At 71.0% G+C, this 23,229-nt stretch carries 24 protein-coding genes; 6 read left to right on the top strand and 18 right to left on the bottom strand.

Annotated elements, in window-relative coordinates; all coding sequences use genetic code 11:
- Positions 1–160: 160 nt before the first annotated feature.
- The 7 genes from JWR33_RS10410 to JWR33_RS10440 all read right to left on the bottom strand — a co-directional run bounded on the left by JWR33_RS10410 (position 161) and on the right by JWR33_RS10440 (position 8,046).
- On the bottom strand, positions 161–2,425 hold the full coding sequence (locus JWR33_RS10410; protein WP_297411729.1) for a polyribonucleotide nucleotidyltransferase: 2,265 nt from the start codon (positions 2,423–2,425) through the stop codon (positions 161–163).
- A 213-nt stretch (positions 2,426–2,638) separates the two neighbouring features.
- Positions 2,639–3,835 carry an MFS transporter gene (locus JWR33_RS10415; RefSeq protein WP_297411731.1) on the bottom strand — a complete coding sequence of 399 codons (1,197 nt, stop codon included), beginning with the start codon at positions 3,833–3,835 and terminating at the stop codon, positions 2,639–2,641.
- 133 nt (positions 3,836–3,968) lie between these two features.
- On the bottom strand, positions 3,969–4,595 hold the full coding sequence (locus JWR33_RS10420; RefSeq protein WP_297411732.1) for an FMN reductase: 627 nt from the start codon (positions 4,593–4,595) through the stop codon (positions 3,969–3,971).
- Between the two features lie 10 nt (positions 4,596–4,605).
- A complete protein-coding gene (locus JWR33_RS10425; RefSeq protein ID WP_297411734.1) occupies positions 4,606–5,727 on the bottom strand; it encodes an LLM class flavin-dependent oxidoreductase in 1,122 nt (373 codons plus the stop codon).
- Positions 5,728–5,859: 132 nt separating this feature from the next.
- Positions 5,860–6,276, bottom strand: coding sequence for a hypothetical protein (locus tag JWR33_RS10430; RefSeq protein ID WP_297411736.1), 417 nt, complete (start codon positions 6,274–6,276; stop codon positions 5,860–5,862).
- Between the two features lie 2 nt (positions 6,277–6,278).
- Positions 6,279–7,136 (bottom strand): fumarylacetoacetate hydrolase family protein, encoded by an 858-nt coding sequence (locus tag JWR33_RS10435; RefSeq protein ID WP_297411738.1) that lies wholly within the window; start codon positions 7,134–7,136, stop codon positions 6,279–6,281.
- A gap of 67 nt (positions 7,137–7,203) precedes the next feature.
- Positions 7,204–8,046, bottom strand: coding sequence for a hypothetical protein (locus tag JWR33_RS10440; RefSeq protein ID WP_297411740.1), 843 nt, complete (start codon positions 8,044–8,046; stop codon positions 7,204–7,206).
- A gap of 56 nt (positions 8,047–8,102) precedes the next feature.
- Here JWR33_RS10440 and JWR33_RS10445 point away from each other — a divergent pair, with 56 nt between their 5' ends.
- Together JWR33_RS10445 and JWR33_RS10450 are read left to right on the top strand one after the other, a co-directional pair.
- Positions 8,103–8,876, top strand: coding sequence for an alpha/beta hydrolase (locus tag JWR33_RS10445; protein ID WP_297411741.1), 774 nt, complete (start codon positions 8,103–8,105; stop codon positions 8,874–8,876).
- Complete coding sequence (locus JWR33_RS10450) at positions 8,873–9,676, top strand: alpha/beta hydrolase (protein ID WP_297411743.1); 804 nt, start codon at positions 8,873–8,875, stop codon at positions 9,674–9,676. The genes JWR33_RS10445 and JWR33_RS10450 overlap by 4 nt, the downstream gene beginning before the upstream one ends.
- On the opposite strand, the gene JWR33_RS10455 is transcribed toward JWR33_RS10450, so the two are convergent.
- Positions 9,667–9,876, bottom strand: coding sequence for a hypothetical protein (locus JWR33_RS10455; RefSeq protein ID WP_297411745.1), 210 nt, complete (start codon positions 9,874–9,876; stop codon positions 9,667–9,669). The two genes, JWR33_RS10450 and JWR33_RS10455, sit on opposite strands and share 10 nt — an antisense overlap.
- A gap of 23 nt (positions 9,877–9,899) precedes the next feature.
- The gene (locus JWR33_RS10460; RefSeq protein ID WP_297411747.1) at positions 9,900–10,277 is read right to left on the bottom strand and encodes a nuclear transport factor 2 family protein; all 378 of its coding nucleotides are present in this window, start codon (positions 10,275–10,277) and stop codon (positions 9,900–9,902) included.
- A gap of 139 nt (positions 10,278–10,416) precedes the next feature.
- Here JWR33_RS10460 and JWR33_RS10465 point away from each other — a divergent pair, with 139 nt between their 5' ends.
- Together JWR33_RS10465 and JWR33_RS10470 are read left to right on the top strand one after the other, a co-directional pair.
- Complete coding sequence (locus tag JWR33_RS10465) at positions 10,417–10,824, top strand: transferase (protein ID WP_297411749.1); 408 nt, start codon at positions 10,417–10,419, stop codon at positions 10,822–10,824.
- A gap of 106 nt (positions 10,825–10,930) precedes the next feature.
- A complete protein-coding gene (locus JWR33_RS10470) occupies positions 10,931–11,746 on the top strand; it encodes a hypothetical protein (protein WP_297411751.1) in 816 nt (271 codons plus the stop codon).
- A gap of 114 nt (positions 11,747–11,860) precedes the next feature.
- Here the strand turns inward: JWR33_RS10470 and JWR33_RS10475 are convergent, their stop codons facing one another.
- The 5 genes from JWR33_RS10475 to JWR33_RS10495 form a co-directional block, all read right to left on the bottom strand.
- Entirely contained in the window at positions 11,861–13,309 is a 1,449-nt protein-coding gene (locus JWR33_RS10475; protein WP_297411753.1) for an MFS transporter, read from the bottom strand.
- Positions 13,310–13,689: 380 nt separating this feature from the next.
- Positions 13,690–14,895, bottom strand: a complete 1,206-nt coding sequence (locus JWR33_RS10480) for a type II toxin-antitoxin system death-on-curing family toxin (RefSeq protein WP_297411755.1) — start codon at positions 14,893–14,895, stop codon at positions 13,690–13,692.
- 257 nt (positions 14,896–15,152) lie between these two features.
- Entirely contained in the window at positions 15,153–15,422 is a 270-nt protein-coding gene (gene rpsO, locus JWR33_RS10485; RefSeq protein ID WP_297411757.1) for a 30S ribosomal protein S15, read from the bottom strand.
- A 102-nt stretch (positions 15,423–15,524) separates the two neighbouring features.
- Positions 15,525–16,268: a CatB-related O-acetyltransferase gene (locus JWR33_RS10490; protein ID WP_297411759.1), complete on the bottom strand. Its 744-nt coding sequence runs from the start codon at positions 16,266–16,268 to the stop codon at positions 15,525–15,527.
- A 170-nt stretch (positions 16,269–16,438) separates the two neighbouring features.
- Positions 16,439–17,173, bottom strand: a complete 735-nt coding sequence (locus tag JWR33_RS10495) for a dienelactone hydrolase family protein (RefSeq protein ID WP_297411761.1) — start codon at positions 17,171–17,173, stop codon at positions 16,439–16,441.
- A 113-nt stretch (positions 17,174–17,286) separates the two neighbouring features.
- Here JWR33_RS10495 and JWR33_RS10500 point away from each other — a divergent pair, with 113 nt between their 5' ends.
- Positions 17,287–18,468 (top strand): MarP family serine protease, encoded by a 1,182-nt coding sequence (locus JWR33_RS10500; protein ID WP_297411763.1) that lies wholly within the window; start codon positions 17,287–17,289, stop codon positions 18,466–18,468.
- Positions 18,469–18,490: 22 nt separating this feature from the next.
- Positions 18,491–19,261: a siderophore-interacting protein gene (locus tag JWR33_RS10505; RefSeq protein ID WP_297411765.1), complete on the top strand. Its 771-nt coding sequence runs from the start codon at positions 18,491–18,493 to the stop codon at positions 19,259–19,261.
- A gap of 2 nt (positions 19,262–19,263) precedes the next feature.
- Here the strand turns inward: JWR33_RS10505 and JWR33_RS10510 are convergent, their stop codons facing one another.
- From JWR33_RS10510 to JWR33_RS10525, 4 genes are all read right to left on the bottom strand, one after another.
- On the bottom strand, positions 19,264–19,791 hold the full coding sequence (locus tag JWR33_RS10510; RefSeq protein ID WP_297411769.1) for an adenine phosphoribosyltransferase: 528 nt from the start codon (positions 19,789–19,791) through the stop codon (positions 19,264–19,266).
- Positions 19,788–20,417, bottom strand: coding sequence for an alpha/beta fold hydrolase (locus JWR33_RS10515; RefSeq protein ID WP_297411770.1), 630 nt, complete (start codon positions 20,415–20,417; stop codon positions 19,788–19,790). The genes JWR33_RS10510 and JWR33_RS10515 overlap by 4 nt, the downstream gene beginning before the upstream one ends.
- Positions 20,418–20,421: 4 nt before the next feature.
- Positions 20,422–20,901, bottom strand: a complete 480-nt coding sequence (locus tag JWR33_RS10520; protein ID WP_297411772.1) for a VanZ family protein — start codon at positions 20,899–20,901, stop codon at positions 20,422–20,424.
- 113 nt (positions 20,902–21,014) lie between these two features.
- Positions 21,015–23,213 carry a UvrD-helicase domain-containing protein gene (locus JWR33_RS10525; protein WP_297411899.1) on the bottom strand — a complete coding sequence of 733 codons (2,199 nt, stop codon included), beginning with the start codon at positions 23,211–23,213 and terminating at the stop codon, positions 21,015–21,017.
- Positions 23,214–23,229: the final 16 nt, after the last annotated feature.

Below are 23,229 nucleotides of genomic sequence, written 5' to 3' on the forward strand. Positions count from 1 at the left end.
CGCGCCACCGTGTGGGCGGACCGGACGGTCACTGCACGGCATCGAGAGAGCCGGCAATCGTGCCGAGGCCGCCTGCCGAGTTCGCCGTCCGGGAACGGAGTCCGGGAATGGCGGAGGCCCGCCCCGCTGCTGCGGGACGGGCCTCCGGAACGGGTGGTGCTCAGATCGAGGCGTCCACCGACTCGGCGTCGGCCGGAGCGGACTCCGCCTCGTCCTCGGCGAGCACCGGGGCGAGCGACAGCTTTCCGCGGTCGTCCACCTTGGTGATCTCCACCTGGATCTTCTGGCCGACACCCAGCACGTCCTCGACGTTCTCGACGCGCTTGCCGCCCGCCAGCTTGCGCACCTCGGAGATGTGCAGCAGGCCGTCACGACCGGGCATGAGCGAGACGAAGGCGCCGAAGGTGGCGAGCTTCACGACGGTGCCGATGAAGCGCTCGCCGATCTCGGGGTTGTGCGGGTTGGCGATCGCGTTGACCGCCGAGCGGGCCGCCTCGGCCGAGGGGCCGTCGACGGCGCCGATGTAGACCGTGCCGTCCTCCTCGATGGAGATGTCGGCGCCCGTGTCGTCCTGGATCTGGTTGATCGTCTTGCCCTTCGGGCCGATCAGCTCGCCGATCTTGTCGACGGGGATCTGAACGCTGATGACGCGGGGCGCGGTGGGCGCCATCTCGTCGGGAGCATCGATCGCCGCATTCAGGACCGCCAGGATCGCCGTGCGAGCCTCCTTCGCCTGCTTGAGCGCACCGTCGAGCACCGACGACGGGAGCCCGGAGAGCTTCGTGTCGAGCTGGATGGCGGTGACGAACTCGCTCGTGCCGGCGACCTTGAAGTCCATGTCCCCGAGCGCGTCCTCGGCGCCCAGGATGTCGGTGAGCGCCGCGTAGCGGGTCTCCCCGTCGACCGTGTCGGACACGAGGCCCATCGCGATGCCGGCGACCGGGGCGCGCAGAGGCACACCGGCGTTCAGCAGGGAGAGGGTGGATGCACAGACGGAGCCCATCGACGTCGAGCCGTTGGAGCCGAGAGCCTCGGACACCTGGCGGATCGCGTAGGGGAACTCCTCGCGGGCGGGCAGCACCGGCACGAGCGCGCGCTCGGCGAGGAAGCCGTGCCCGATCTCGCGACGCTTCGGCGACCCGACCCGACCGGTCTCACCGGTGGAGTAGGGCGGGAAGTTGTAGTGGTGCAGGTAGCGCTTCTTCGTGACCGGGGCCAGCGAGTCGATCTGCTGCTCCATCTTCAGCATGTTGAGCGTCGTGACCCCGAGGATCTGCGTCTCACCGCGCTGGAAGATGGCCGAGCCGTGAACCCGCGGGATGACCGCGACCTCGGCGTCGAGCGGACGGATGTCGGCGAGTCCCCGGCCGTCCATGCGGATGCCATCGCGGAGGATCCGGTCCCGGACGACCTTCTTCGTGACCGCCTTGTACGCGCCGCTCACCATCGGAGAGACGTCGGCGCCGAGCTCGCCGGCCTCGACCTTCTGGGCGATGGCCGCCTTGACCCGCTCCTTGAGCGCGTCGTCGGCGTTCTGACGCTCCGTCTTGCCCGCGATCTGGTAGATCGAGGCGAGCTCGTCCAACGCGAGGGCGGACACGGCCTCGTACGCCGCGTCGTTGTAGGGCAGGAAGACCGGGTACTGCCGGACCTCCTTGGCCGCCTGCGAGGCGAGCGAGGCCTGAGCCTCGACCAGCTGCTTGAGGAACGGCTTGGCCGCCTCGAGCCCCTGAGCGACGACAGCCTCGTTGGGCTTGGTCGCGCCGCCCTGGATGAGGCCCCAGGCGTGCTCGGTGGCCTCGGCCTCGACCATCATGATGGCGACGTCCTCGACCCCCTTCGCGTCCTTCACGACCCGGCCCGCGACCGTGAGGTCGAAGACGGCCCGCTCGAGCTGCGAGTGCTTGGGGAAGGCGACCCACTGGTCGTCGATCAGCGCGAGGCGCACACCGGCGATCGGGCCGTCGAACGGCACGCCGGAGATCTGGCTGGACATGCTCGCCGCGTTGATGGCGAGGGCGTCGTAGAACTCGTCGGGCGCGATCGAGAGGACCGTGATGACGATCTGCACCTCGTTGCGGAGGCCCTCCACGAACGACGGGCGAAGCGGCCGGTCGATCAGGCGGCAGACGAGGATCGCCTCGGTGGAGGGGCGTCCCTCACGACGGAAGAACGAGCCGGGGATCTTGCCGGCCGCGTATGACCGCTCCTCGACGTCGACCGTCAGCGGGAAGAAGTCGAACTGGTCCTTGGGGTGCTTGCCGATGCTCGTCGCGGACAGCAGCATCGTCTCCTCGTCGAGGTAGGCGACTGCTGCGCCCTGGGCCTGCTGCGCGAGGCGTCCTGCCTCGAAGCGGATGGTGCGGGTGCCGAACTTGCCGTTGTCGAGAACGGCCTCGGCGAACTTGATTTCTGGACCTTCCAAGAGGTCGTCTCCTCACATGAGTGCGCCGGAGCAGACAGGACAGCAGGAAGGAGCGTGGCTAGTCCGAGTCCGGACTTCTGGTCATCAGTAGAAGGCCGCCGGAACGACGGGGCGCCTCGCCCCGCTTCCGGAAACCCACCACTAACGACCAGCTTCCTGCCGATCTGCTCCGGTGGCGCCCGCACCGTAAGGGCGGGCGACTTCAGCATCTTATCAGGCGGCGTCCCGGGGACCAGAGTGCACCGTGCCCGGATGGGCGAGCATCCACCGCCCGGATGCCACGGCGAGGACGAGGAGCGCGGCGGCGAAGCCGTAGAGCGCCACCGGCGCCGGGAGCACCGTGAGGGCGGCGCCGAGGAGCACCACGGGCACCACCATGCCCGCATAGGACACGAGGAACAGGGCGGCGGTGACCTCGCCACGGGACTGCGGGGTGGAGAGCCGTCCCGCGACGGCGACGACCGCCCGGAAGAGCAGGCCGACGCCTGCGCCCATCAGGATCCCGCCGCCGGCGAAGAGCGGGAGGAGTTCGCGGTCGGCGCCCACGGTGAGCGCGGCGAGGCCCGCCGCGAGCAGCAGGACGCCGAGCCGCAGCGAGTGCGGAGCGGCCAGCCGGGCGAACAGGACGGGCCCGAGGGCCGCCGCCCCGAACACCGCGAAGCTGGTGATGCCGGCTGCGAGCGGCGACTCCCGGCCGAGGCTCGCGGCCACGAAGCTGGGGGCAACGGAGGTGAAGAAGCCGAACACGCTGAAGACCGCGAACCCGGCCGCGCCGGCGGCCAGGAACGGCGCCATGCCGCCCCGGGGAAGAGACACCCGCTGGGGACGGTAGCGCGGGCGCGGGGAGGAAGCCTCCATCGTCTCCGGCAGCACGAGCACGACCAGCGCGGCCGCCGCGAGCAGGACGACGAACACGAGATACGGGGTCACCAGAGGTGCGGGGAGCAGCTGGGCCAGGGCGCCCGCGAGCAGCGAGCCGGCGCCCCTGCCGCCCAGGTTCGCCACGGCCGACGCGACCCCGGCCAGTTCCGGCCGCTCCGCATCCTCCAGGTCGTGCAGGAACGCCGTGGCGGTCGACGCCAGCGCGCCGATGCCGACCCCGGAGACGAAGCGGGCGAGGAGCAGGCCCGGCACCTCGGGCCAGGCGAGGAACAGCGCGGCCGAGCAGAGTTCGAGCGCGAGGCCGCCGAGCAGGACCGGCCGACGGCCGAGGGTGTCGCTGAGGTGGCCGGCGAAGTACAGGCTCAGCATGACTCCCGCCACGTAGATCCCGAAGATCACGGTCAGCAGGAGGTCGCCGAAGGCCCCGCGCGCCTGGTAGAGCGTGTAGAGCGGGGTGGGGGCCGTGGAGAATGCCATCGCCACCAGGAAGACGGCGCCGACGAGCCAGAAGGCGGCCCGTCGGCTCACTCGGAGCCCGGATCGGGCCGCGGCGTCACGGGTCGGCGGAGTCGCAGCACTCCCCCGGACCGGCACCGTCCGACCCTAACCCGGCATCCCGCCCGCGCGCCCCCTGCTGGGGCGGAATCGGGGCCGTCGCCCGCTACTGGGCCCCGCCGACCCCGGTCGGGTCGAACCCGGCCGGAAGCGCGAAGGGGTCGCGAAGCTCGGACGTGCGGGTGGACCGGCGCACCACTTGGGCGAACTCCGCCGCCGCACGATCGATGCGCTCCGGCAGCGGCTTGACCGTGTCGTCCGAGCTGCCCCAGTCGTCCGTCGCCGCGAACACGCCGGTGGTCGCGACCGTGGTGTGCAGATAGGTGAAGAGTGGGCGGATGGCGTAGTCCAGCGCGAGCGAGTGCCGGGGCGAGCCGCCGGTGGCGCCGATCAGCACGGGCTGCTCGGAGAGCGCACCGGGCTCCAGGATGTCGAAGAACGACTTGAAGAGCCCGCTGTAGCTGGTGCTGAAGATCGGGGTGACGGCGATCAGGCCGTCCGCGGAGGCCACCTTCTCGATCGCCGCGGCGAGCGTGCTGCTCGGGAACCCGGTGAGCAGGTTGTTGGTGATGTCGTGCGCGAGGTCGCGCAGCTCCACCACCTCGACGGTGACGTCGTCGCCGGTCTCCCGGAGGCGGCGGGCGGTGGCGTCGGCCAGCCGGTCGGCGAGCATCCGCGTGGACGAGGGCTTGCTGAGCCCCGCCGACACGACGGCCAGGGTGCGTGCGGTCATGCTGTCCCTCCTAGCGGGTCGCGGCGGAAGCCGCAGCGATCGGGGAGCTGGTGGCGGCCGCGTCGCGGGCGGCGACGAGCGAGGCGTGGGTCGGACCATCGGGGACCGCGGCGGGGCGGTTCTTCTCGAGCTCCTTCCGCAGCACGGGCACCACCTCCTCGCCGAGCAGGTCGAGCTGCTCGAGGACGACCTTCAGGGGCAGGCCTGCGTGGTCCATCAGGAACAGCTGGCGCTGGTAGTCGCCGAAGTGGTCGCGCATGCCGGCGTAGCGGTCGATGACCTGCTGGGGACTGCCGACCGTGAGCGGCGTCTGGGCGGTGAACTCCTCGAGGGACGGGCCGTTGCCGTACACGGGGGCCTGGTCGAAGTAGGGCCGGAACTCGTTCACGGCGTCCTGCGAGTTCTTGCGCATGAACGCCTGACCGCCGAGCCCGACGATGGCCTGCTGAGCGGTGCCGTGCCCGTAGTGCTCGAAGCGCTGGCGGTAGAAGGAGATCAGCTGCATGTAGTGCTCCTTCGGCCAGAAGATGTTGTTGGCGAAGAAGCCGTCTCCGTAGTAGGCGGCCTGCTCGGCGATCTCGGGCGAGCGGATGGAGCCGTGCCAGACGAACGGGGGCACGTCGTCGAGGGGCCGCGGGGTGGCGGTGAAGCCCTGCAGCGGGGTGCGGAACTTCCCGCTCCAGTCCACGACGTCCTCGCGCCAGAGCCGGTGCAGCAGCGCGTAGTTCTCGATCGCCAGCGGGATGCCCTGCCGGATGTCCTTCCCGAACCAGGGGTAGACGGGGCCGGTGTTGCCGCGGCCGAGGATGAGGTCGAGGCGGCCGTCCGAGATGTGCTGCAGGGTGGCGTAGTCCTCGGCGATCTTCACCGGGTCGTTGGTCGTGATCAGCGTGGTGCTCGTGGACAGCAGCAGCGTGGAGGTGCGCGCGGCGATGTAGCCGAGCAGCGTGGTGGGCGAGGACGGGATGAACGGCGGGTTGTGATGCTCGCCCAGGGCGAAGACGTCGAGTCCGACCTCTTCCACCTTCTCCGCGATCGCGAGGATCGCCTTGATGCGCTCCCCTTCGGTCGGCGTGCGTCCCGTGGTCGGGTCCGGGGTGACGTCCCCCACCGTGAAGATCCCGAATTGCATCGCTCGTCCCTTTCGCCGTTCCGTATCCATGCGTTCGCATCGATATTCGGTCCAACCGCGCGACAGTGCGCTCTATTCCCCGCACTCCAGAGCCGGGTGCCGGAGCCCCTGCGGGCGGGCCCGGGCGGGCGCCTACCGGGTCAGGCCGAGCAGCAGCTCGACGCGGAGTCCCTGCTTCGTCTGCACGATCTCGACCGGGATCCGCGGCTTGCGACCCGCCCGCTCGAGGCGGCTGAGCGCCTCCACCACGGGCGCCTCGAGCCCCCGCGGCACGGTCCCGACGGGCCCGACGATCCGCCCGCCGCCGAACACGCGGATCACGATCGGCGCGTCGATGCGCTCCTCCTCCGGGGTCCGTGCGCCGCCCGCGGTCTCGAGCGGCTCGATCGCCGCGAGCTCCCGGAGGAGGTCCTGGTGCGCGTCGCTGCCGGCAAGCCGGATGCGCACCCGGTCGTTGTTCGGCATCAGGTCGAAGCGGTAGTCGCCCAGCTTCCCCGCGCCGTCATCGCCCTTGGCGAAGCCGGTCGGCGCTCGCCCGCCCCAGCGCACGTCTAGCCGCGGGCCACGACGGTCTGCCGGGCCACGCCGAGCCCCTCGATGCCGAGCTCGACGACGTCGCCGGCCTTCAGGTACGGGAACCGGCCGGACAGGGCGACGCCCTCCGGCGTTCCCGTATTGATCAGGTCGCCCGCATCGAGCACGGAGTACTGGGAGAGGTGGTGCACCAGCTCCGCGACCGAGAAGACCATGTCGCTCGTGTTCGAGTCCTGGCGCGGCTCGCCGTTGACGCTCGACCAGAGCCGGAGCCGCTGGGGGTCGCCGACCTCGTCCGCGGGGACCAGTACGGGACCGAGCGGGTTGAAGGTCTCGCCGATCTTGCCCTTGGACCACTGTCCGCCGGACTCCTTGAGCTGCCAGACCCGCTCGGACACGTCGTGGCTCACGACGTAGCCGGCGACGTGGGCCAGGGCCTCGTCGGGGGAGCCCAGGTAGCTCGTGCGCGAGCCGAGGACGACGCCGAGCTCGACCTCCCAGTCCAGTTCGGTCGCGCCGGGCGGGAGGATCACGTCGTCGTAGGGCCCCACCACGGTGTTGGGGTGCTTGAAGAAGAGGATGGGGATGGTCGGGGTGGGGCTGCCGGATTCGGCGGCGTGCGCGGCATAGTTCTGGCCGATGCAGAGCACCGCGCCCGGCCGGGCGACAGGGGCGCCGACCCGCAGATCTTCGGCACCGGGAAGCTCCTCGAGGTCCCCGGCCGCGGCGGCCCGCCGGGCGCGGTCCAAGCCGCCTGCCGCAAGGAACGCGCCGTCCAGGTCGCCGGTGAGCGAGCGCAGGTCGAAGGCGGTGCCGTCGACATCGACGACGGGGATCTCGGCGCCGAGCGGCCCGAGTCGGCGGAAGGTGGTCACAGCGATGCTCCTGGAGAAGTCGGATGTCTGGCGTCGGCCAGCGTACCGGCCCTGCGCCGCCCGTCGATCAGTTCGGGAGGAGGTTCCCGAGGAGGGCGGCGATCATCAGCGCGGAGGCGAGGGAGACCACTCCGCCTGCTCCGGCGAGAGCCCGCACGGTGACCCGCCAGCGCCGATCGGCCTGGACCGCCTCGACCTCGAGTCGGTCGAACCGATCCCGCAGCTCCGAGGGATCCCGCACCTCGCCTGCGCTCCAGGTTGCCGGCAGCTCCGCCGCGTCGGCGAGGCGGTCCACCTGCAGCGCCGAGCAGATCTCCGGCAGCGAGCGCAGCCAGGGCACGAGGCCGGCGGCGGCGAGGACATGCACGGTGCGCGGTGCGCTGCGCAGAAGGATCCGCCGCGGCTCGAGGAAGGTGACGACCGGCACGACCGGCACGCCAGGCGGCAGGAGGTGGCCGAGCGACTCCCCGACGGCTCCCGCGATCAGCTCCGCGTCGCGGAGCGCATCCGAGGACGCTCCGTCGACCGAGGCCAGGTCGCCCGACACCCAGACCGATGCGTCGCGGCGCGACTCGGGGAGCACGGCGAACACGCCGGCCGGCCCGACGAGCAGGTGCGGGACCACTCCTCCCCCGGGCACCGCGACGGAGTGCAGCACGGTCCAGTCGGCGGGCAGGCGGACGAGAGCCGCGCCGGACTCCTCCTCGAGCCCCACGCGGTCGCGCAGCTCCTGCGCATGAGCGCGGAGCGGGGCGATGCCGACGAGGCGCTCGAGCGGACTCCTGCGGTCCTCGTGCACGGCGAGGCAGGCCTCCATGGGAGCCGATCCCGCCGGCCGATCGCGCAGGGTGCGCGGCGCGGGCGCCGCCACGAAGGGCGTCACGGGAAGTGCACCGACGCGCGTCCTCATCTCAACCCCCTGTCGCTCCCCAGCCGCTTCGACGAGGCGAACCATAGGCTCGGGTCATGCGCTGGCGGAGTGTTGAGGAATTCAAGCACGACGGGCGCACGATGCTCGTGAAGCGACTCGGCGGGGAGAAAGGTCCGCAGTTCGTGCTGGTGCACGGCATCGGTGTCGCCACCCGATACTTCACCCGGCTGGCCCCCCTCCTCGCCAGGTCCGGCGGCGTGCACGCCGTCGAGCTTCCCGGCTTCGGCAGTGCGCCGAGGCAGAGCACCACGATGAGCATCGAGGAGCACGCCGCGATGCTGACGGCATACGTGGTCGGCGCCGGGCTGGCCGCTCCCCTTCTCGTCGGCCACTCGATGGGCACCCAGATCGTCGTGGAAGCGGCCCTGCAGCGCCCCGAGCTCTTCCCCCGCATCGTCGGCATGGGCGGCGTCGTCGACCCGCGTGAGCGGTCCGCGCTGCTGCAGGGTCTCCGGCTCGCCGAGGACATGCTGTTCGAGACGCCGCCGTCCAACTGGGCCGTCCTGCGGGACTACGCCCGGACCGGCCCGCGCTGGTACCTGAAGACCGTGCCCGTGATGCTCGGCTACAAGACCGAGGAGGCCCTGCCCGCTCTCGCTGCCGACACTCTCCTCATCCGGGGGGCCCGCGACCCCATCTGCCGACACGACTGGGCCGAGGACATGGCGCGGCTCATCCCCCGCTCCCGTCTGGTGGAGGTGCCCGGGTCCGCGCACGTGGTGATGTACACCGCGCCCGCGCGGGTGGCCGGGGAGATCCTCGCCCACGCCCGGCACGGGACGGCGGCGGGGATGGAGGCGGCGCGGTGAGGACCCTCGGCCACGCCTGGTACTGGCTGCTCGACTACCTCTATGTCGCCTACTGGCAGGTGCAGGGCTTCCTGTTCCGCATCGACCCCTCGCACTACCGGGGGCCCGAGCTGACCGGGCGGCCCGTGCTCCTCATCCCCGGGATCTACGAGACGTGGCAGTTCATGCGTCCGGTCGCGGACCTCGTGCGGAAGCGGGGATCACCCGTGCACGTCGTTCCCACACTGCACTGGAACACCGCGACGGTCGCCTCGAGTGCCGACCTCGTGGCCGAGTACCTGGAGGAGCACGACCTGCGGAACGTGCTCGTCGTGGCCCACAGCAAGGGCGGACTGATCGGCAAGTACGCGATGCTCCGGAGGGACCCGTCGGGCCGCATCGCGCGGATGATCGCCATCTCGACCCCGTTCTCGGGGTCCGTCTACGCCCGCTGGTTCCTGCTCCGGTCGATCCGCGACTTCTCCCCCGCGGATCCGACCCTGCGGATGCTCGGCGAGCAGCTCGAGGCGAACTCGCGGATCACGTCGATCTGGGGCGCGTTCGACCCGCACATCCCGGGCGGCAGCCGCCTGGAGGGCGCCACCAACGTGGTGCTGCACTCGTCGGGGCACTTCCGGATCTTCGGCCAGCGCGACCTGCTCGAGGCGGTCGGCCTCGCCCTGGACGACAAGCCCGCCGTGCCGGACGGCGCGACGTCGGTCGAGCCCGCTCCCGGGGACTCCGCGGGCCGGACTAGCCGCCGTCCGCCGTCCCGTCGGGGAGGCCCGGGCGCACGGTCAGCGGCTGAGGATCAGGAGTAGTCGCGGCCCTCGTACCCGCCGGGGCGGTAGGTGTAGTCGGGGGCGTCGGGGTCGAGCTGCCAGATCTCCTCGACCTGCTCGCCGTCCACCTCGGTGCTGCGGGTGATCGTCTTCTGCGGCTGGCCCTGGATCAGCTCCAGCTCGAGCGTCTCGGTGCCCTCGCCGCCGTCGAGCGTGGCCGTGTACATGTTCTCCGCCATCTGCCGACCCTACGACGGCGCGGTCAGTCGACGCTGGGGATCTCCTGCGGCTCCTGCATGTACCACTCGGTGAACGAGGAGACGCGCCCGTCGTCCTCCAGCGTGAAGATCCAGACGTTCCAGTAGGTGCGGCCGTCGAGGTAGGGCGTGCGGGCCTCGATCACGGCGGTGCGGCCGTCGACCGCGACCGGCTTCCACTCGAAGCTCCAGTCCTCCGGCTCGTCCTTGTTCTCGATCCAGTCGGCGACGATGGCGTCCTGCCCCTGCAGCGGCTCCTCCCACGGCGCGTAGCTGTACTCGGCGTCCTCCGTGAAGAGGGACCGGATGTCCTCTGGGTCGTTGGTGAGCCACGCCCGCACGTAGCCGTCCATCCAGTCGCTGACCTGTTCCGCATTCGTCATTCCGCAGGTCTATCCGATTCGGGGGCCGACGGCCAGTCGACGAGCGCGGCGGCGGGGCTTCCCTTCGACGGCGACCGGGTTCGAATCCGCCCCGGAAGCCGGGAATCCTGAGGCCGCATCCGGCGTTGTCATCAGGGATATGGGAAAGCAATTCGAAGAGTTCGAGGACCGCGGAGTCGTCCTCAAGTACCGTCGCCACGCCAACGGCCGTGGCCTGATCGCCACCACCGCCAAGGCAGACGCCTCGGCGTACGTGGCTCCGTCCGCCTACATCGAGGCGGACTCCCGGATCGACCGCGACGTGCGGATCGGCGAGGGAACCTGGATCGAGCGCGACACGACGATCGGTCGCGGCGCCGTGCTGGGAGCGAACGTGCACGTGGGTGCGGGCAGCGTCATCGGCCCGGGCGCCCAGGTCGGCAGCCACAGCAGGATCGGCGCGGGCAGCACCGTCGGCGCGGCCGCGCGAGTGCCGCATGACTCGGCACTCCCGGCGGGCAGCAGGATCAAGCCGTCGCACAGCGGCGACCTGCGCCGCGCTGCCTGACGATCCGCACTGACGGCCCCTCTGGCGAAACCTTCCGCGGAAATCTCCGCCAGGGGGTGGCGGGGCGACCGGCAACGGCGGAGGCTTGGGTCTCCAGGAGGACGCAATGAGTGCGCTCGGGTCGGTCGCGGTGATCGCCGCCGCCGTCGCCGTGCTCGGACTTCCCGCCCTGCTGAGTCCGACGCCGGGAGAGCCCGGGGGTATCCGGGACCCGGAGTGCGCGGCGGCCTTCCCGGAGCAGCTCGACTTCCCGGCCCAGGGCGACGCGATCGCCCGGCTGGTGGTCTGCACCAACGAGGCGCACACCGCGATGTTCGTGCTCAACCGCACGCGCGCGGTCTGGACGGTCCTCGGGAACGTGTCCGTGTTCCGCACGCCGATGTCCTCGGCCAACGCGTCGTTCGCGAGCGTCGTCTCCTCAGCCGAGCCGATGATCCCGTCCGGAGGGACGCTCGTCGTGCTCGCCTCGCCCGATCAGGTTGTGCTGCGCCTCGATCCGCGCCTGACCGTCGCGCAGCTGGCGCACGACCAGCTGACGAGCACTCTCGGCTCGGCGAGCAACGAGCTCATGTGGGCCGCCTTCCGACCGGATGGCGGCTCCGCCCGGCACGCCCTCGTGTCCTGCCTCGACGCCCTCGTCGACCGGGCAGGCGACCCGGACACGCTGCTGCGCACGAGCCGGGCATCGGCAGGCATCGCTGAGGCGGCGGCGGCCGCCGCGGCGGCGAGCTGGTCCGGCTGCGGCGCCAACTGGCTCGCCGCGAAGCTCGATGCCGGCCTCTACCCGGGCAAGATCACCTCGCTGGCCTACGACGTCTCGGACTGGGACTCGAACGCCATGTTCGAGATCCGCAGCAACGCGGCCTCCGTCGCCTACCGCGAGGTCTCCGCCCCGGAGGGCCACCCGCTCCCCGACTCCTGAGCCGGCCCCTCCTTCCCGGAACCGCAACCGTGCGGCCGAACCGCAACCGCACGCCGTTGCGCTTTGGCCGCACGGTTGCGTCCAGCGGCGGGCGGCCGCGGGGCGCGGGGAGCGCTAGGCGTCGGGGAGCGAGGGGCGGCGCTCGATGCCGCGCGTCGAGCGCGGGATGAAGAACGCCAGCACCGCGGCGAGCAGTGCCGCCACTCCCCCGAGCACGAAGGCCAGCCGGAAGCCCTCCGCCGACGGCACCTGGGCGTCGCCGACCTGCACGCTCGTCACGGCGAGAATCGCGCCGATGGCCGCGGACGCGAAGCTCGTGCCGAGCGAGCGCATGAGCGCGTTCAGCCCGTTCGCCGCCGCCGTCTCACTGGCCGGCACCGATCGCATGATGAGCGTCGGCATGGCGGCGTAGCCGAGGCCGATCCCGACCCCGATGACCACGTTGATGAGCAGCACCTGCCAGGCCTCCCGGACCGCCAGCAGCGACAGCGCATAGCTGAGCACGAGGAACAGCGCGCCGCCGACGAGCAGGACCCGCGGCCCGATCGTGCGGGTGAGGCGGGCGGAGATCGGCGACATCACCATCATCACCAGCCCCGACGGCATGAGCACCAGGCTGGCGGTCAGCAGGCTGAGACCGAGTCCGACCCCCGTCTCCACCGGGAGCTCGAGCAGTTGCGGGAACGCGACGTTGGAGGAGAAGAGCGCGAAGCCCATCGCGACCGAGGCGAGGTTGGTGAGCAGCACGGGGGCGCGCGCCGCGACCCGGAGGTCGACCAGCGGGTTCGGCGCTCGGAGCTCGTACCAGCCCCACGCCAGCAGCAGGGCGATGCCGCCGAGACCGAGGCCGAGGGTGAGGGGCGACAGCCAGCCCCACTCGTTGCCGCGGGACGCGGCGAGCAGCACGCCCGACAGCCCGAGGGCCAGACCGATCGCGCCGAGAAGATCGAAGCCGCCGGGGCTCCGCAGCGTGCTGACCGGCACGAAGATGGCGACGAGCACCACGTCGATCACTCCGAGACCGGCGGCGAGCCAGAAGAGCACGTGCCAGTCGAAGTTGTCGCTGACCAGCGCACTGATCGGCAGGCCCAGCGCGCCGCCGACGCCGAGGGTGGCACTCACCAGGGCGATGGCGCCGCCCAGCCGGTCCTCGTGCAGCACGTCGCGCAGGATCGAGATGCCGAGCGGGATCACGCCCACCACGGCGCCCTGCAGCGCACGGCCCACGATGAGCAGGTTGATGTCGTGGGAGAGCGCCGCGATCACCGAGCCGAGCACCAGCACCGCGAGCAGGGCGAGGGCGATGCGCCGCTTGCCGTACATGTCGCCGAGCCGGCCGGCGATGGGAGTCACGACCGCCGCGCTCAGCAGCGTCGCCGTGATCACCCATGCCGTGTCCTCCCGGCTGGCGTCCAGCAGCTCGGGAAGCTCCGCCTGGATCGGCAGCACGATCGTCTGCATGAATGAGGCACTCATCCCGGCGAGGGCCAGCACGGCCACGACCACGCGCGGGTTCGGCATCCGGCTGAGCCGTCTGCGGTCCCGGTCCGCCTCGCCAGCCATGTGACCCCACCCTACCCGCGGGCTCTCCCTCGTCCCCCCGAGGAACCCGGGAGGTTGACCGGGTGCAGCCCTCTAGCCCGGAGGGGGCTGCCGAGGCGCACTCCTTCGGCGGCAGAGCGGAGGTCGCTAAACCTTCGGGGTCGATGCGCCGCGGGGCCCGCAGCACCGGCGGCATTCAGCCGGCCGTTCCCGTCGTCGCGATCAGCCCAGGGAAGCAACGTTGAGCTTCAGCAAGACGGCGACTGCAGAGAGGCCATCTCAGGGCAGCGGCTCCGTACGAACTGACGACGTACGGGTCCTTCATCTTCCGCAGCTCGGCTGGCGGGTTGCCGGTGCAGGTTATGCGGTCCTCGCGATGCCACCAAATCGGCACCCGCCCGTCACACTCGGGCCAACCGTTTCAACAGCTTCGAATATTCCGCGATAAAGAAGTCCGAGTCCTTGACGCCTCCGTAAAACATCTCGGAGTCCACCCCGTGCTCTGCGTCCAGCAGCAATTCCTGGCGGATGCGCTTTAGTACCGATCGCGGCACCTCGCGTCCGTCGCCGGTGTTGATGAAGGAGGACTCGAGCTTTTCCAGTCTTCCCACACCGAAAAAGCGTCGTCGACCTTTGATCTCCCGGGTGATGACGATCTTCTCGCCCCGACCCTGCAGAATTTCACAACGTTGGTCGCGTAGCCGGCGGCTGAGTTCCCGCCAGGTTATAGCTCGCTCATCCTTGCGCACCGTGCGGGAGTTTCTCGACACCCACGTCGCAATAGCCGACACCTCTCGATCGGCTATCTGGTCGTACGCGAACTTATCGTCGAGCAATCGGTGGGCAGCAACTCGGATCATGAACTTGAACAGCTCATCCTGCGTCGATTCCAACCGCAGGTTATGGCGATCCAAAAAGACCAGCATGGACACAAGCGCGGTTCTCTTGTTTCCATTGTGGAACGGATGGTTCTGGACAAGGGAGTGAAGAAGCGCGGCCGCGGCCGACTCGACGGTCGGATACTTGTACACGCCGCCAAGAGATGTTGCGGGGCGAGTGGCAGCGCTTTCGAGCAGATCCATACTCTTCACGCCGGGGGGGAGAATTGGATCTTCGGATTCAGCGAAATCCTCGGTGAGAGCTTCATGCACGCTGCGTATCTCGTCGGCGCTCAAGAACTCACAGTTTCGAATCGACCCGACGGGTAGCCATTGGAACGCGGGCGCGGGCGGACGGGGAACTTGAGCTTCCGCCTCCCTGGCGCCGACCGGAATGGACGCGCCTTGAAGGCCGCGCAGCTTCCGGACTGCGCCCTTCGGCACGGTCCTCGCGCGAGCTTCGAGACTTATGCCCACCGCGGCGAGGCGGCTCGCCAACTCTTCCCGCGTTACTCCAAGCGCATCCAACCAATAGGATACATTCTTTTGCTGCGACGCAACGATCCCAACTGCCCGTTCCGCAGCGCGGGAATCAGACGCTCGAACGCGGTGTGAGGGCTGTAGCGGGTACTCAATACCGGCTCCCCAGAGCGCGATAAGTACCTCTTCGGCATCCATCCCACTTTCTTCGGCAAGCAGCTGGATCGACCACGCTTTACGACTGACCATTAGAGGTTGCTCCACATCTGGGCCTCAAGTGAAATCGACGCCCTAGCTACTGCAATGGCACCGACAATCGTAGTCAACGGCACCGGCAGACCCCGCTGCTGGGACAACGGCAGTTTTGAGGTCTCCCAGCCAGGAGCGGCAAGTAAGTCTGCGTCCGTCGCGCGGACGCGAAACGGGCCGCCCGCCTTCCGCGATGCGGTCGGCGGACGGCCCGTCCAAGAAGCTCGCGGTATCCGCGAAGAGTGCTGCGACTCGCCTTAGCGGCGGAGTCCGAGACGCTCGATCAGCGACCGGTAGCGGCTGATGTCGATGTCCTGCAGGTAGCCCAGGAGCCGGCGACGCTGGCCAACGAGGAGCAGCAGACCACGACGTGAGTGGTGGTCGTGCTTGTGCTCCTTGAGGTGCTCCGTCAGATCCTTGATCCGGCGGGTCAGCATCGCGACCTGGACCTCGGGGGATCCGGTGTCACCGGGATGGGTTGCGTACTCTTCGATGATCGCCTTCTTGACGTCTGCTTCGAGTGCCATAGATGGGATCCCCTCTCTCCTCGTTGCGCGGTGCTCGTCACCCGATGTGCGAGCGCTCTTTATCCGCGGCCGTTTGACGGCAACACGAGAGTTTAGCAGTGTTCAGCCCCGCCCCAGCGTCTCGTTGGTGAGCACCTCCACCTCGGGCCGGTAGGGCTCGACCCCCGCCTCGCGCAGTCCCTGAACGAAGTCCATCGCCGCCTCGATGTCGTCGAACGCGGCGCCGGAGAGCTGGTTGGGGCTGTAGTCCCACCAGCGCAGCTCGAGCAGCCGCTCGACGACATGAGGCGGGAATCGAACGCGGATGGGCTTCGCGGGGATCCCGCCGACCACCGTGTAAGGCTCCACGTCCTTCGTGACGACGGCTCCAGCGCCGATCACCGCGCCATCGCCGATCGTCACGTCACGCATGATGGTGACTCCTGCGGCGATCCAGACGTCGTTGCCGATGCTGGTGCCGCCGCCGAACAGTCCTCGGGCGGAGCGCGTCTCATAGGAGTCGGCCGACTCGTGCCAGCCGAACCGGTCGGGCTGGTACTGGAAGACGGAGGTGCTCAGCCAGTCGAGCGGATGGTTCATCTCCGCCAGCTTCAGGTCTCGCCCGATCGAGCAGTAGCGCCCGATGGAGACGCACTTGTCCACCATGCCGTTGTTGACATAGGTGAACGCGCCGATCCGGGTGTGGCTCTTGTAGGTGCCGCGGCGCAGGAAGAAGACGGGCGGCTCGACGTCCAGCCGAGCGGAGCCGCGGAGTCGCACGTTGGCCAAGTCCCTCGTCGTGAACCCCGACAGGTCGAACCCCGCAGCGGCGGGCCCGACTGCGGGCGGAGGCGGAGGATCGATCATCCTGCCGATCCTTCGCAGGCTCCCGCCGATCAAGCGTCTAGGCGTCACACTTCCCTCTCCACAAGACACACGATCGAGAACTCTCTGGCCTGAACCTGGGAGCGAACCGAGAACCCATCGCCCCGGCCCCCCGAGCCGGCACTCGGGGCCGCACGCCGCGCCATGGAGCCTCAGCCATCGAGGAAGTCGAGCGTTCGGCGCCAGGCGTCCGCTGCGGCATCCTCCGAGTAGGTGGTCGGGTTGGTGTCGTTGAAGAAGGCGTGGCCGACGCCGGGATAGACGATCGGCGTGTAGGCGACGCCCGCGGCCGTCATGGCGGCCTCGTATTCGGGCACCCGCGACGTGAGGCGCTCATCCCGCTCGCCGTAGAACGCGAGCACCGGGCAGCGGATGTCGCCGAGAGTCGCCTCCTCCGGCACCGTGCCGTAGAACGGCACTGCCGCCCGGATGCGGGTGTCCTCGGCCGCGACCGCGTAGACGTAGGTGCCGCCGAAGCAGAAGCCCACAGCGGCGATCCGCCCGTGCCCGCCCGACTGCGCGTCGAGGTAGTCGACGACCTGCACGAGGACCCCGGTCGCCCACTCCGCATAGTCGGGCGAGCGCGCGATGCTGAGCGCCTCCCGCATCCGCGGCTGCGCGGCGACACGCGCGGCCTCGTCGGCGGAGAAGACCAGCGACTGCAGCTCCGCGCCGACCTCGGGCGGCACGCCCGCGTTGGAGAGGATGTCGGGGGCGACGGTGAGGTACCCCTCGGCCGCGAAGCGGTCCGCGACGTCGCGGATGTGCGCGACCAGCCCCCACACCTCGTGGATGAGCAGCACGGCGCCCCGCACGCGCCCCTCCGGGTCGGCTCGGTAGGCGGGGATGCGGCCGCCGGTCGTGTCGATGGTGATGCTCTCGCCCATTCCGCCATGCTCGCACGGCCGGCCTGCCAGGTGCCCGGGCGTTTCTCGGGCTTCCCGCTTCCAGATGCGGCACCCTTGACACGGCACCCGCACGGGCGAAGGGAGGGATGGCCATGACGCTCGTCCTCGACGTCCTGCTGGGACTCCTCCTGGTGGGCTACCTGTTCTACGGGCTGCGGGCCGGGCTCCTCCGCAGCATCTTCCCCATCGCAGGCATGATCGCAGGCGGAGCCGCCGGCATCCTGCTGCTGCCCGTGCTCGCCGGCATCGTGCCGGACCCCGCCTGGCGGGTGCTCGCCTCCCTCGCGCTCGTGCTCGCGCTCGTCGTGGCGGGCAACGCCCTGGGCGCCCTGGTGGGCGGTCTCCTCGCGCACACCGTGGCCAGGGGGCCGCTGCGGGCGGTCGACAAGGTGCTGGGCGGGATCGCGACGCTCGTCGTCGCCGCGCTCGTCGCCTCCACCGTCGCGTCCGGGCTCGGCGCCTTCGGGGTGCCGCTGCTGGCCAAGCCGATCGCCGAGTCCGCGGTGCTCGGCACGATCGACGCCATGACGCCTGACCCGGTGACGGGAGCCCTCGCCCGCTTCCGGTCGCTCGTCATCGAGGACGGCATCCCCCAGCTCACCCAGGCGCTCGGCGGTCCCCGGGAGACCCCTGAGCTGCCCGACCTGGACACCGACAGCGCCGCGCTCGATGCCGCATCCCGATCCGTGGTGCGGATCAGCGGCAACGCGTACGCCTGCGGCCAGAGCCAGACGGGCAGCGGATTCCTGGTTGCGCCGGGCCGGGTCATCACGAACGCCCACGTGGTGTCCGGAGTGCAGGAGCCCGTGGTGGAGACCCGGCAGGACGGGGTCGCGACCGGCCGGATCGTGTACTTCGACCCGATCAACGACCTCGCGGTGATCGCGGTGGACGGCCTCGACGCGCCCGCCCTCGCGCCGGCGCCCGACCTCGGCGACGGCGACCCGGCCGTCGTGGAGGGCTACCCGTTCGGCGGGCCGTTCACCTCGAACGGCGCGAAGGTGCTCTCCGTCGACACCTTCGACGTCGAAGACATCTACAGCGACACGTCCTCGCCGCGGTCGGTGTACACGCTCGCCGCCGATGTGCAGCAGGGCAACTCCGGCGGCCCCCTGCTCACCCCGGACGGGCAGGTCGCGGGCGTGGTCTTCGCCAAGAGCGCGGACACCGCCAACGTCGGCTACGCCATGACCCTGGACGAGGTGGGGCCCGTGCTGGACCGGGCGCCCGGCCTCACGAAGCCGGTGTCCTCGGGGAGCTGCGTGCGGGGCTGAGCGCGCGCGGGAGAATGGACGCATGTCGATCGCCCCCGTGAACCCCGCCGACTTCGCCCGCGAGAGGATCCGGCACGAGCTTCTCGCGCGCGAGCTCCGGGTGCTGCGCCGGGAGCGACTCACCTCGACGATCGCGCGGATCACCCTCGCCGGGGACGCCCTCGCCGGCTTCGCGGCCCCGGGTCCCGAAGATCACGTGAAGCTGATCTTCCCGGCCCCGCCCGGCGAGCGCATCGCCCGCGACTTCACGCCCGCCCGGGTGCGCGAGGGCGAGCTGGATCTCGATTTCGTGCTGCATGGCGACGCGGGCCCGGCCAGCCGCTTCGCGGCGACGGCTCAGCCCGGCGACCCGCTCGTGGTGGCGGGGCCGCGCGGCTCGCGGCTGGCGCCGGCGGGGGTCCGCAAGGCCGTGCTGCTCGCCGACGAGTCCTCGCTCGCGGCCCTCGCCCGATGGATCGAGGCGCTGCGCTGGCGGGCGGAGATTCTCGCCTTCGTGCAGTCGGACTCCCCCGACGTGCTCGATTACCCGCTGCCCACCGGCGACCGAGTCGCGATCACCCGCATCGGCACCGGCCCCGAGCACGCGCTCGCCGCCGTCGCCTCGCCCGGCATCGACTCGCACACCTACGTCTGGGCTGCCGGCGAGGCGTCCGCCCTCGTCCCTGCACGCCGCCATCTGCGCCGGGAGGCAGGCCTCGACAAGCATCGGGCGAAGGTCGACGGGTACTGGCGGATCGGCGTGGCCGGCCTCGACCATCACGCGCCGCTGGACCCCGACGATCCGGAGGACTGAGCTCAGCCCGCCTCGGTGAGGAGCGCTGACACCTCGAAGCCCTGCAGTGCGGCGCGCCCGCCGAGGTCCGCCAGCTCGAGCACCACGCTGGCGCCCACGACGGTGTTGCCCGCCTTCTCGAGGAGGCGGCGCGCGGCGCGCAGCGTGCCGCCCGTCGCGAGCACGTCGTCGACGAGCAGCACCCGGGCGCCCGACACCGTCCCCTCGCGGATCTGCAGCTCCGCGGTGCCGTACTCGAGCGCGTAGACCTCGGTCCGCACGGGCGGCGGAAGCTTGCCGGGCTTGCGCAGCGGCAGCACGCCGGTGCCGGTGGCGTAGCCGATCCCGGCCGCGAACAGGAAGCCGCGCGCCTCGGCTCCCGCGACGACGTCGAACCGCCCCGCGAAGGGCGCCGACATGGCGTCGATGGTCGCCCGGAAGGCGACCGGATCGGCGAAGAGTGCGGACAGGTCGCGGAACAGCACCCCGAGCTCCGGGAAGTCCGGCGTGTGCGACACGTGCGCCTGGACGAGTCGGGCGATGCCGGTCATCGGGCTGCTCCCGAGAAGGGCCGCAGGAACGCGGCCGCGTCGGCGATCTCCTCGTCGGAGACGCGGTGGTCGAGTCCCGGGTAGATCCGCTCGGTCACGCGAAAGGGCAGCCAGGCGTGCAGGTCGGCGACCAGCTCGGGGGTGATGGCGTCGTCGGCGTCGCCGCGCTGCCAGAGCACCGGTGGGGCGGGCACCGGCGGGACCGGGGGCGGCGACACGGCCAGGGGCGCCACCAGGACAGCGGCGGCGAGCCGGCCGGGGAAGCGCACCAGATGCTCGAGCACGGTGGCGCCGCCCTGGGAGTGGCCGAGCATCGCGACCCGGGCCGCTCCCTGTCTCTCCAGCCACTGGGCGAGGGCGGCGAGCGCAGCCGCGACCTCCTGCTCGGGCACCGGCAGGCGGCTGGGGAACCAGGACGCCTGTCCCTCGGCGGGGATCGGGGCACGCAGCGACGCGACCACCCAGTCCTCGCGGAAGGCGGCCGCGAACGGGAACAGGTCGTGCTCGTCCCCGTGCCTGCCGTGCAGGAGCACCAGGAGCCCGCGCTCGGCGAGAGAGGCGGCTCTCGCGCCCTCCTCGACGCTCCAGAGCACGCGTTCAGGGTCGAGGGCGAGGGGTTGGGTCACCGCCCTACCGTTGCAGGACCGGGCGCCGCCTGTCCACTTGGCGTGCACGCGCGGCCCGCCGGAGCTCGCGCGCCTTGGCTGCCGTGAGGATCAGCACGCCGATCGCTCCGAGGACGGCCCCGATCGAGTTGGAGAGCACGTCTCGGGCGTCGGCCACCCGGGAGGGGAAGAACAGGTACTGAGCCACCTCGATCACCAGGGAGAGCCCGATGCCGAGGAGCATCGCGAGCCACCACCTGCCGCGGCCGAGCAGGAGCACGAAGAACATCCCGATGGGGAAGAACATGGCGATGTTCGCGGCGAACTCGACGTCGGCGTAGTCGATCCAGTGCGTGCCCGGCAGGCGGTTGAGCACGTCGAGCACCGTCCGGACGAACCCGTCTGTGCCGTCTCCGAGCGGAAGCTCGGGCGACAGCGTCACCCAGCCCACGAAGCCGAGGTAGGCGAACGTCACCACGGTGAGGAGGGGATGACGCCGGAACATCCCCCCATCCTGGGTGACGCTCCTTGGCGTCGGCAGGGGAATCGCGCAGAAGGCGCGATGCGAGCGGCGCGCCTTCTGCGACGCTCCGGCTCGGCGGCGTCAGGCGGGCAGCGTCAGGGCGCCGACGGCCGGACCACGGTGAGCCGCTGCGTGGACCTGGTGAGGGCCACGTAGAGCGAGCTGGCTCCGCGGGGCTCTGCCGCGACGATCCCCTCCGGGTCGACGACGACCACGGCATCGAACTCGAGGCCCTTCGCGGTGTGCGGATTCAGCACGGTGATGGGCCGGGACAGCGTGTCGAGCCCGAAGCCGACGTCGGCGCCGAACCGGGCCGCGAGCGCGTCGTGCAGGGCGCGCACGCGGCCCGCGGCGGCGACGACGACGAGAGTGCCGCTGTCGTCGATGTCGCGGTCCCCGGCGACCGCGTCGACCACGGCGGCCGGCAGCCGGTCCTGGTCGACCGTGAGGTCGATCGGCTCCCACTGGGACTCCCGCACCGAGCGCGAGGCGGTGATCGCGAGGCCGTGCCGGCGGGCGGACTCCTCGGCGATGCCGGCGATCTGTGCGGGCGTGCGGTAGTTGACCGTCAGCTCCTCGAGGCGGAAGTCGTTCGTGAGCGGCCGGATGGCGTCGGCCCAGTTGGACGCCGCGGACACCGAGCTCGCCTGGGCGATGTCGCCGACGATCGTGAAGGAGCGGAGCGGCGCCCGGCGGCGAAGGAGCCGCCACTGCATCGGTGAGAGCTCCTGCGCCTCGTCGACCACGACGTGGCCGTAGGTCCAGGTGCGGTCGGTGGACGCCCGCTCGGCCGCGGTCAGCCGCGGCCCCGATTCGGCGAAGTTGTCGGCGAGCGCCTCGGCGCTCACCATCCCCTCGACATCCATGTTGCGGATGGCGTTCTCCGCGTTCTCCAGGTCCATGGACCGCTGGCGTCGCTCCGCCTCCTCCCGGGCACCGGACTCGCTGGGTGCGTCGCCGAGCAGCTCTGCGGCCTCGTCGAGGAGCGGGACGTCCGCCACAGTGAAGGGCGCCTCGCGGGGCCGGGCGAGCAGTGCGCGGCGCTCCTCCGGCCAGGTCGGGGTGAGCCTGGCGAGCCAGGACGGCCGGGCGTAGAGGTCGGCGAGCAGCTTCTGGGGCGTGAGCGGGAGCCACGCCGTGTTGAGCAGCACCCGCACGTCGTGGCTGGTGCGCAGATCCTCCCGCAGCATCCGGAGGTCGTCCTCCTCGAGCGTGTCGCCGTCCGCCCGGAGCTGCCCGGCAAGCGCCGAGGTGAGGGCGCCGAGGGCGGTCCCGACAAAGGTGACCCTGGCCTCGTTGTGCGGCTTGCGCGTCTCCTGCGCACGGCGGATGGCTCGAGCGATCAGCTCCGGCTCCACGACCAGGCGCTCGCCGTTCACGTCGACCGTCTGCGGCCCGGCCGGCGCCACCTGACGGGACTGCACCGCCCGCTTGAGCAGCTCGGCCATCCGCGTGGAGCCCTTGAGCGCGCCGGCTCGCGGCTCGTCCTCGACCTGGGTGTCGAGCCCCGGGTAGAGCTGGCCGACGCTCGAGAGCACCACGCCCGTCTCGCCGAGGGACGGCAGCACCTGCTCGATGTACTGCAGGAAGCTGCGGGACGGGCCCACCACCAGGAGTCCCGAGGAGGAGAGTCGCTCCCGGTGCGTGTACAGCAGGTAGGCGGCCCGGTGCAGCGCCACGGCCGTCTTGCCCGTGCCTGGGCCGCCCTGCACCACGAGGACGCCACGCAGCTCGGAGCGGATGATCCGGTCCTGCTCCGCCTGGATCGTGCCCACGATGTCGTGCATGCGCCCGGTGCGCTGGGCGGTGAGGGCGGCCATCAGCGCGCTCTCCCCCGACAGCGGGCGGTCGTCGTCCGGCCTGCCGACGCCGAAGACCTCGTCCTCGATGCGGGTCACCGCGCGCCCGTCGGTGCTGAGATGCCTGCGGGCGCGGATGCCCAGCGGCTGCGCGGCGGTCGCCTGGTAGAAGGCGCTGGCCTGAGGCACGCGCCAGTCCAGCAGGATGGGCTGGAGCTCCTCGTCGCGCAGGCCGATCCGGCCGATGTAGCGCAGGTCCCCGTCCTCCGCCTCGAGCCTGCCGAAGGCGAGCCGATCGTCGACCTCCCGGAGCTGGGCCAGGCGGTCCTCGAAGATGCGGGCCATCGCGTCGCGCTCGGATCGGTTCTGGTGCGTGCCGCCCTGCTGGCCGAGCCGGACCCGGTCGAGCTCGCGCCTGGTCTCCGCCTTGACCGCATCGAGACGCTCGTAGAGCCGCGACAGGTACTGCTGCTCGCGGTCGAGCTCCCGGGCCATGCCCGAAGTCCGCGCG

It is taken from the genome of Naasia sp. (assembly GCF_025465545.1).
Taxonomy (GTDB): domain Bacteria; phylum Actinomycetota; class Actinomycetes; order Actinomycetales; family Microbacteriaceae; genus Naasia.

Bases quoted from the DNA above. Each gene is read 5' to 3' on its own strand.
- JWR33_RS10420 (WP_297411732.1), bottom strand. From the start codon at position 4,595: ATGACCGCACGCACCCTGGCCGTCGTGTCGGCGGGGCTCAGCAAGCCC.
- JWR33_RS10425 (WP_297411734.1), bottom strand. From the start codon at position 5,727: ATGCAATTCGGGATCTTCACGGTGGGGGACGTCACCCCGGACCCGACC.
- JWR33_RS10440 (WP_297411740.1), bottom strand. From the start codon at position 8,046: ATGAGGACGCGCGTCGGTGCACTTCCCGTGACGCCCTTCGTGGCGGCG.
- JWR33_RS10445 (WP_297411741.1), top strand. From the start codon at position 8,103: ATGCGCTGGCGGAGTGTTGAGGAATTCAAGCACGACGGGCGCACGATG.
- JWR33_RS10455 (WP_297411745.1), bottom strand. From the start codon at position 9,876: ATGGCGGAGAACATGTACACGGCCACGCTCGACGGCGGCGAGGGCACC.
- JWR33_RS10460 (WP_297411747.1), bottom strand. From the start codon at position 10,277: ATGACGAATGCGGAACAGGTCAGCGACTGGATGGACGGCTACGTGCGG.
- JWR33_RS10465 (WP_297411749.1), top strand. From the start codon at position 10,417: ATGGGAAAGCAATTCGAAGAGTTCGAGGACCGCGGAGTCGTCCTCAAG.
- JWR33_RS10470 (WP_297411751.1), top strand. From the start codon at position 10,931: ATGAGTGCGCTCGGGTCGGTCGCGGTGATCGCCGCCGCCGTCGCCGTG.
- JWR33_RS10475 (WP_297411753.1), bottom strand. From the start codon at position 13,309: ATGGCTGGCGAGGCGGACCGGGACCGCAGACGGCTCAGCCGGATGCCG.
- JWR33_RS10480 (WP_297411755.1), bottom strand. From the start codon at position 14,895: ATGGTCAGTCGTAAAGCGTGGTCGATCCAGCTGCTTGCCGAAGAAAGT.
- rpsO (WP_297411757.1), bottom strand. From the start codon at position 15,422: ATGGCACTCGAAGCAGACGTCAAGAAGGCGATCATCGAAGAGTACGCA.
- JWR33_RS10490 (WP_297411759.1), bottom strand. From the start codon at position 16,268: ATGATCGATCCTCCGCCTCCGCCCGCAGTCGGGCCCGCCGCTGCGGGG.
- JWR33_RS10495 (WP_297411761.1), bottom strand. From the start codon at position 17,173: ATGGGCGAGAGCATCACCATCGACACGACCGGCGGCCGCATCCCCGCC.
- JWR33_RS10500 (WP_297411763.1), top strand. From the start codon at position 17,287: ATGACGCTCGTCCTCGACGTCCTGCTGGGACTCCTCCTGGTGGGCTAC.
- JWR33_RS10505 (WP_297411765.1), top strand. From the start codon at position 18,491: ATGTCGATCGCCCCCGTGAACCCCGCCGACTTCGCCCGCGAGAGGATC.
- JWR33_RS10510 (WP_297411769.1), bottom strand. From the start codon at position 19,791: ATGACCGGCATCGCCCGACTCGTCCAGGCGCACGTGTCGCACACGCCG.
- JWR33_RS10520 (WP_297411772.1), bottom strand. From the start codon at position 20,901: ATGTTCCGGCGTCATCCCCTCCTCACCGTGGTGACGTTCGCCTACCTC.
- JWR33_RS10525 (WP_297411899.1), bottom strand. From the start codon at position 23,213: ATGGCCCGGGAGCTCGACCGCGAGCAGCAGTACCTGTCGCGGCTCTAC.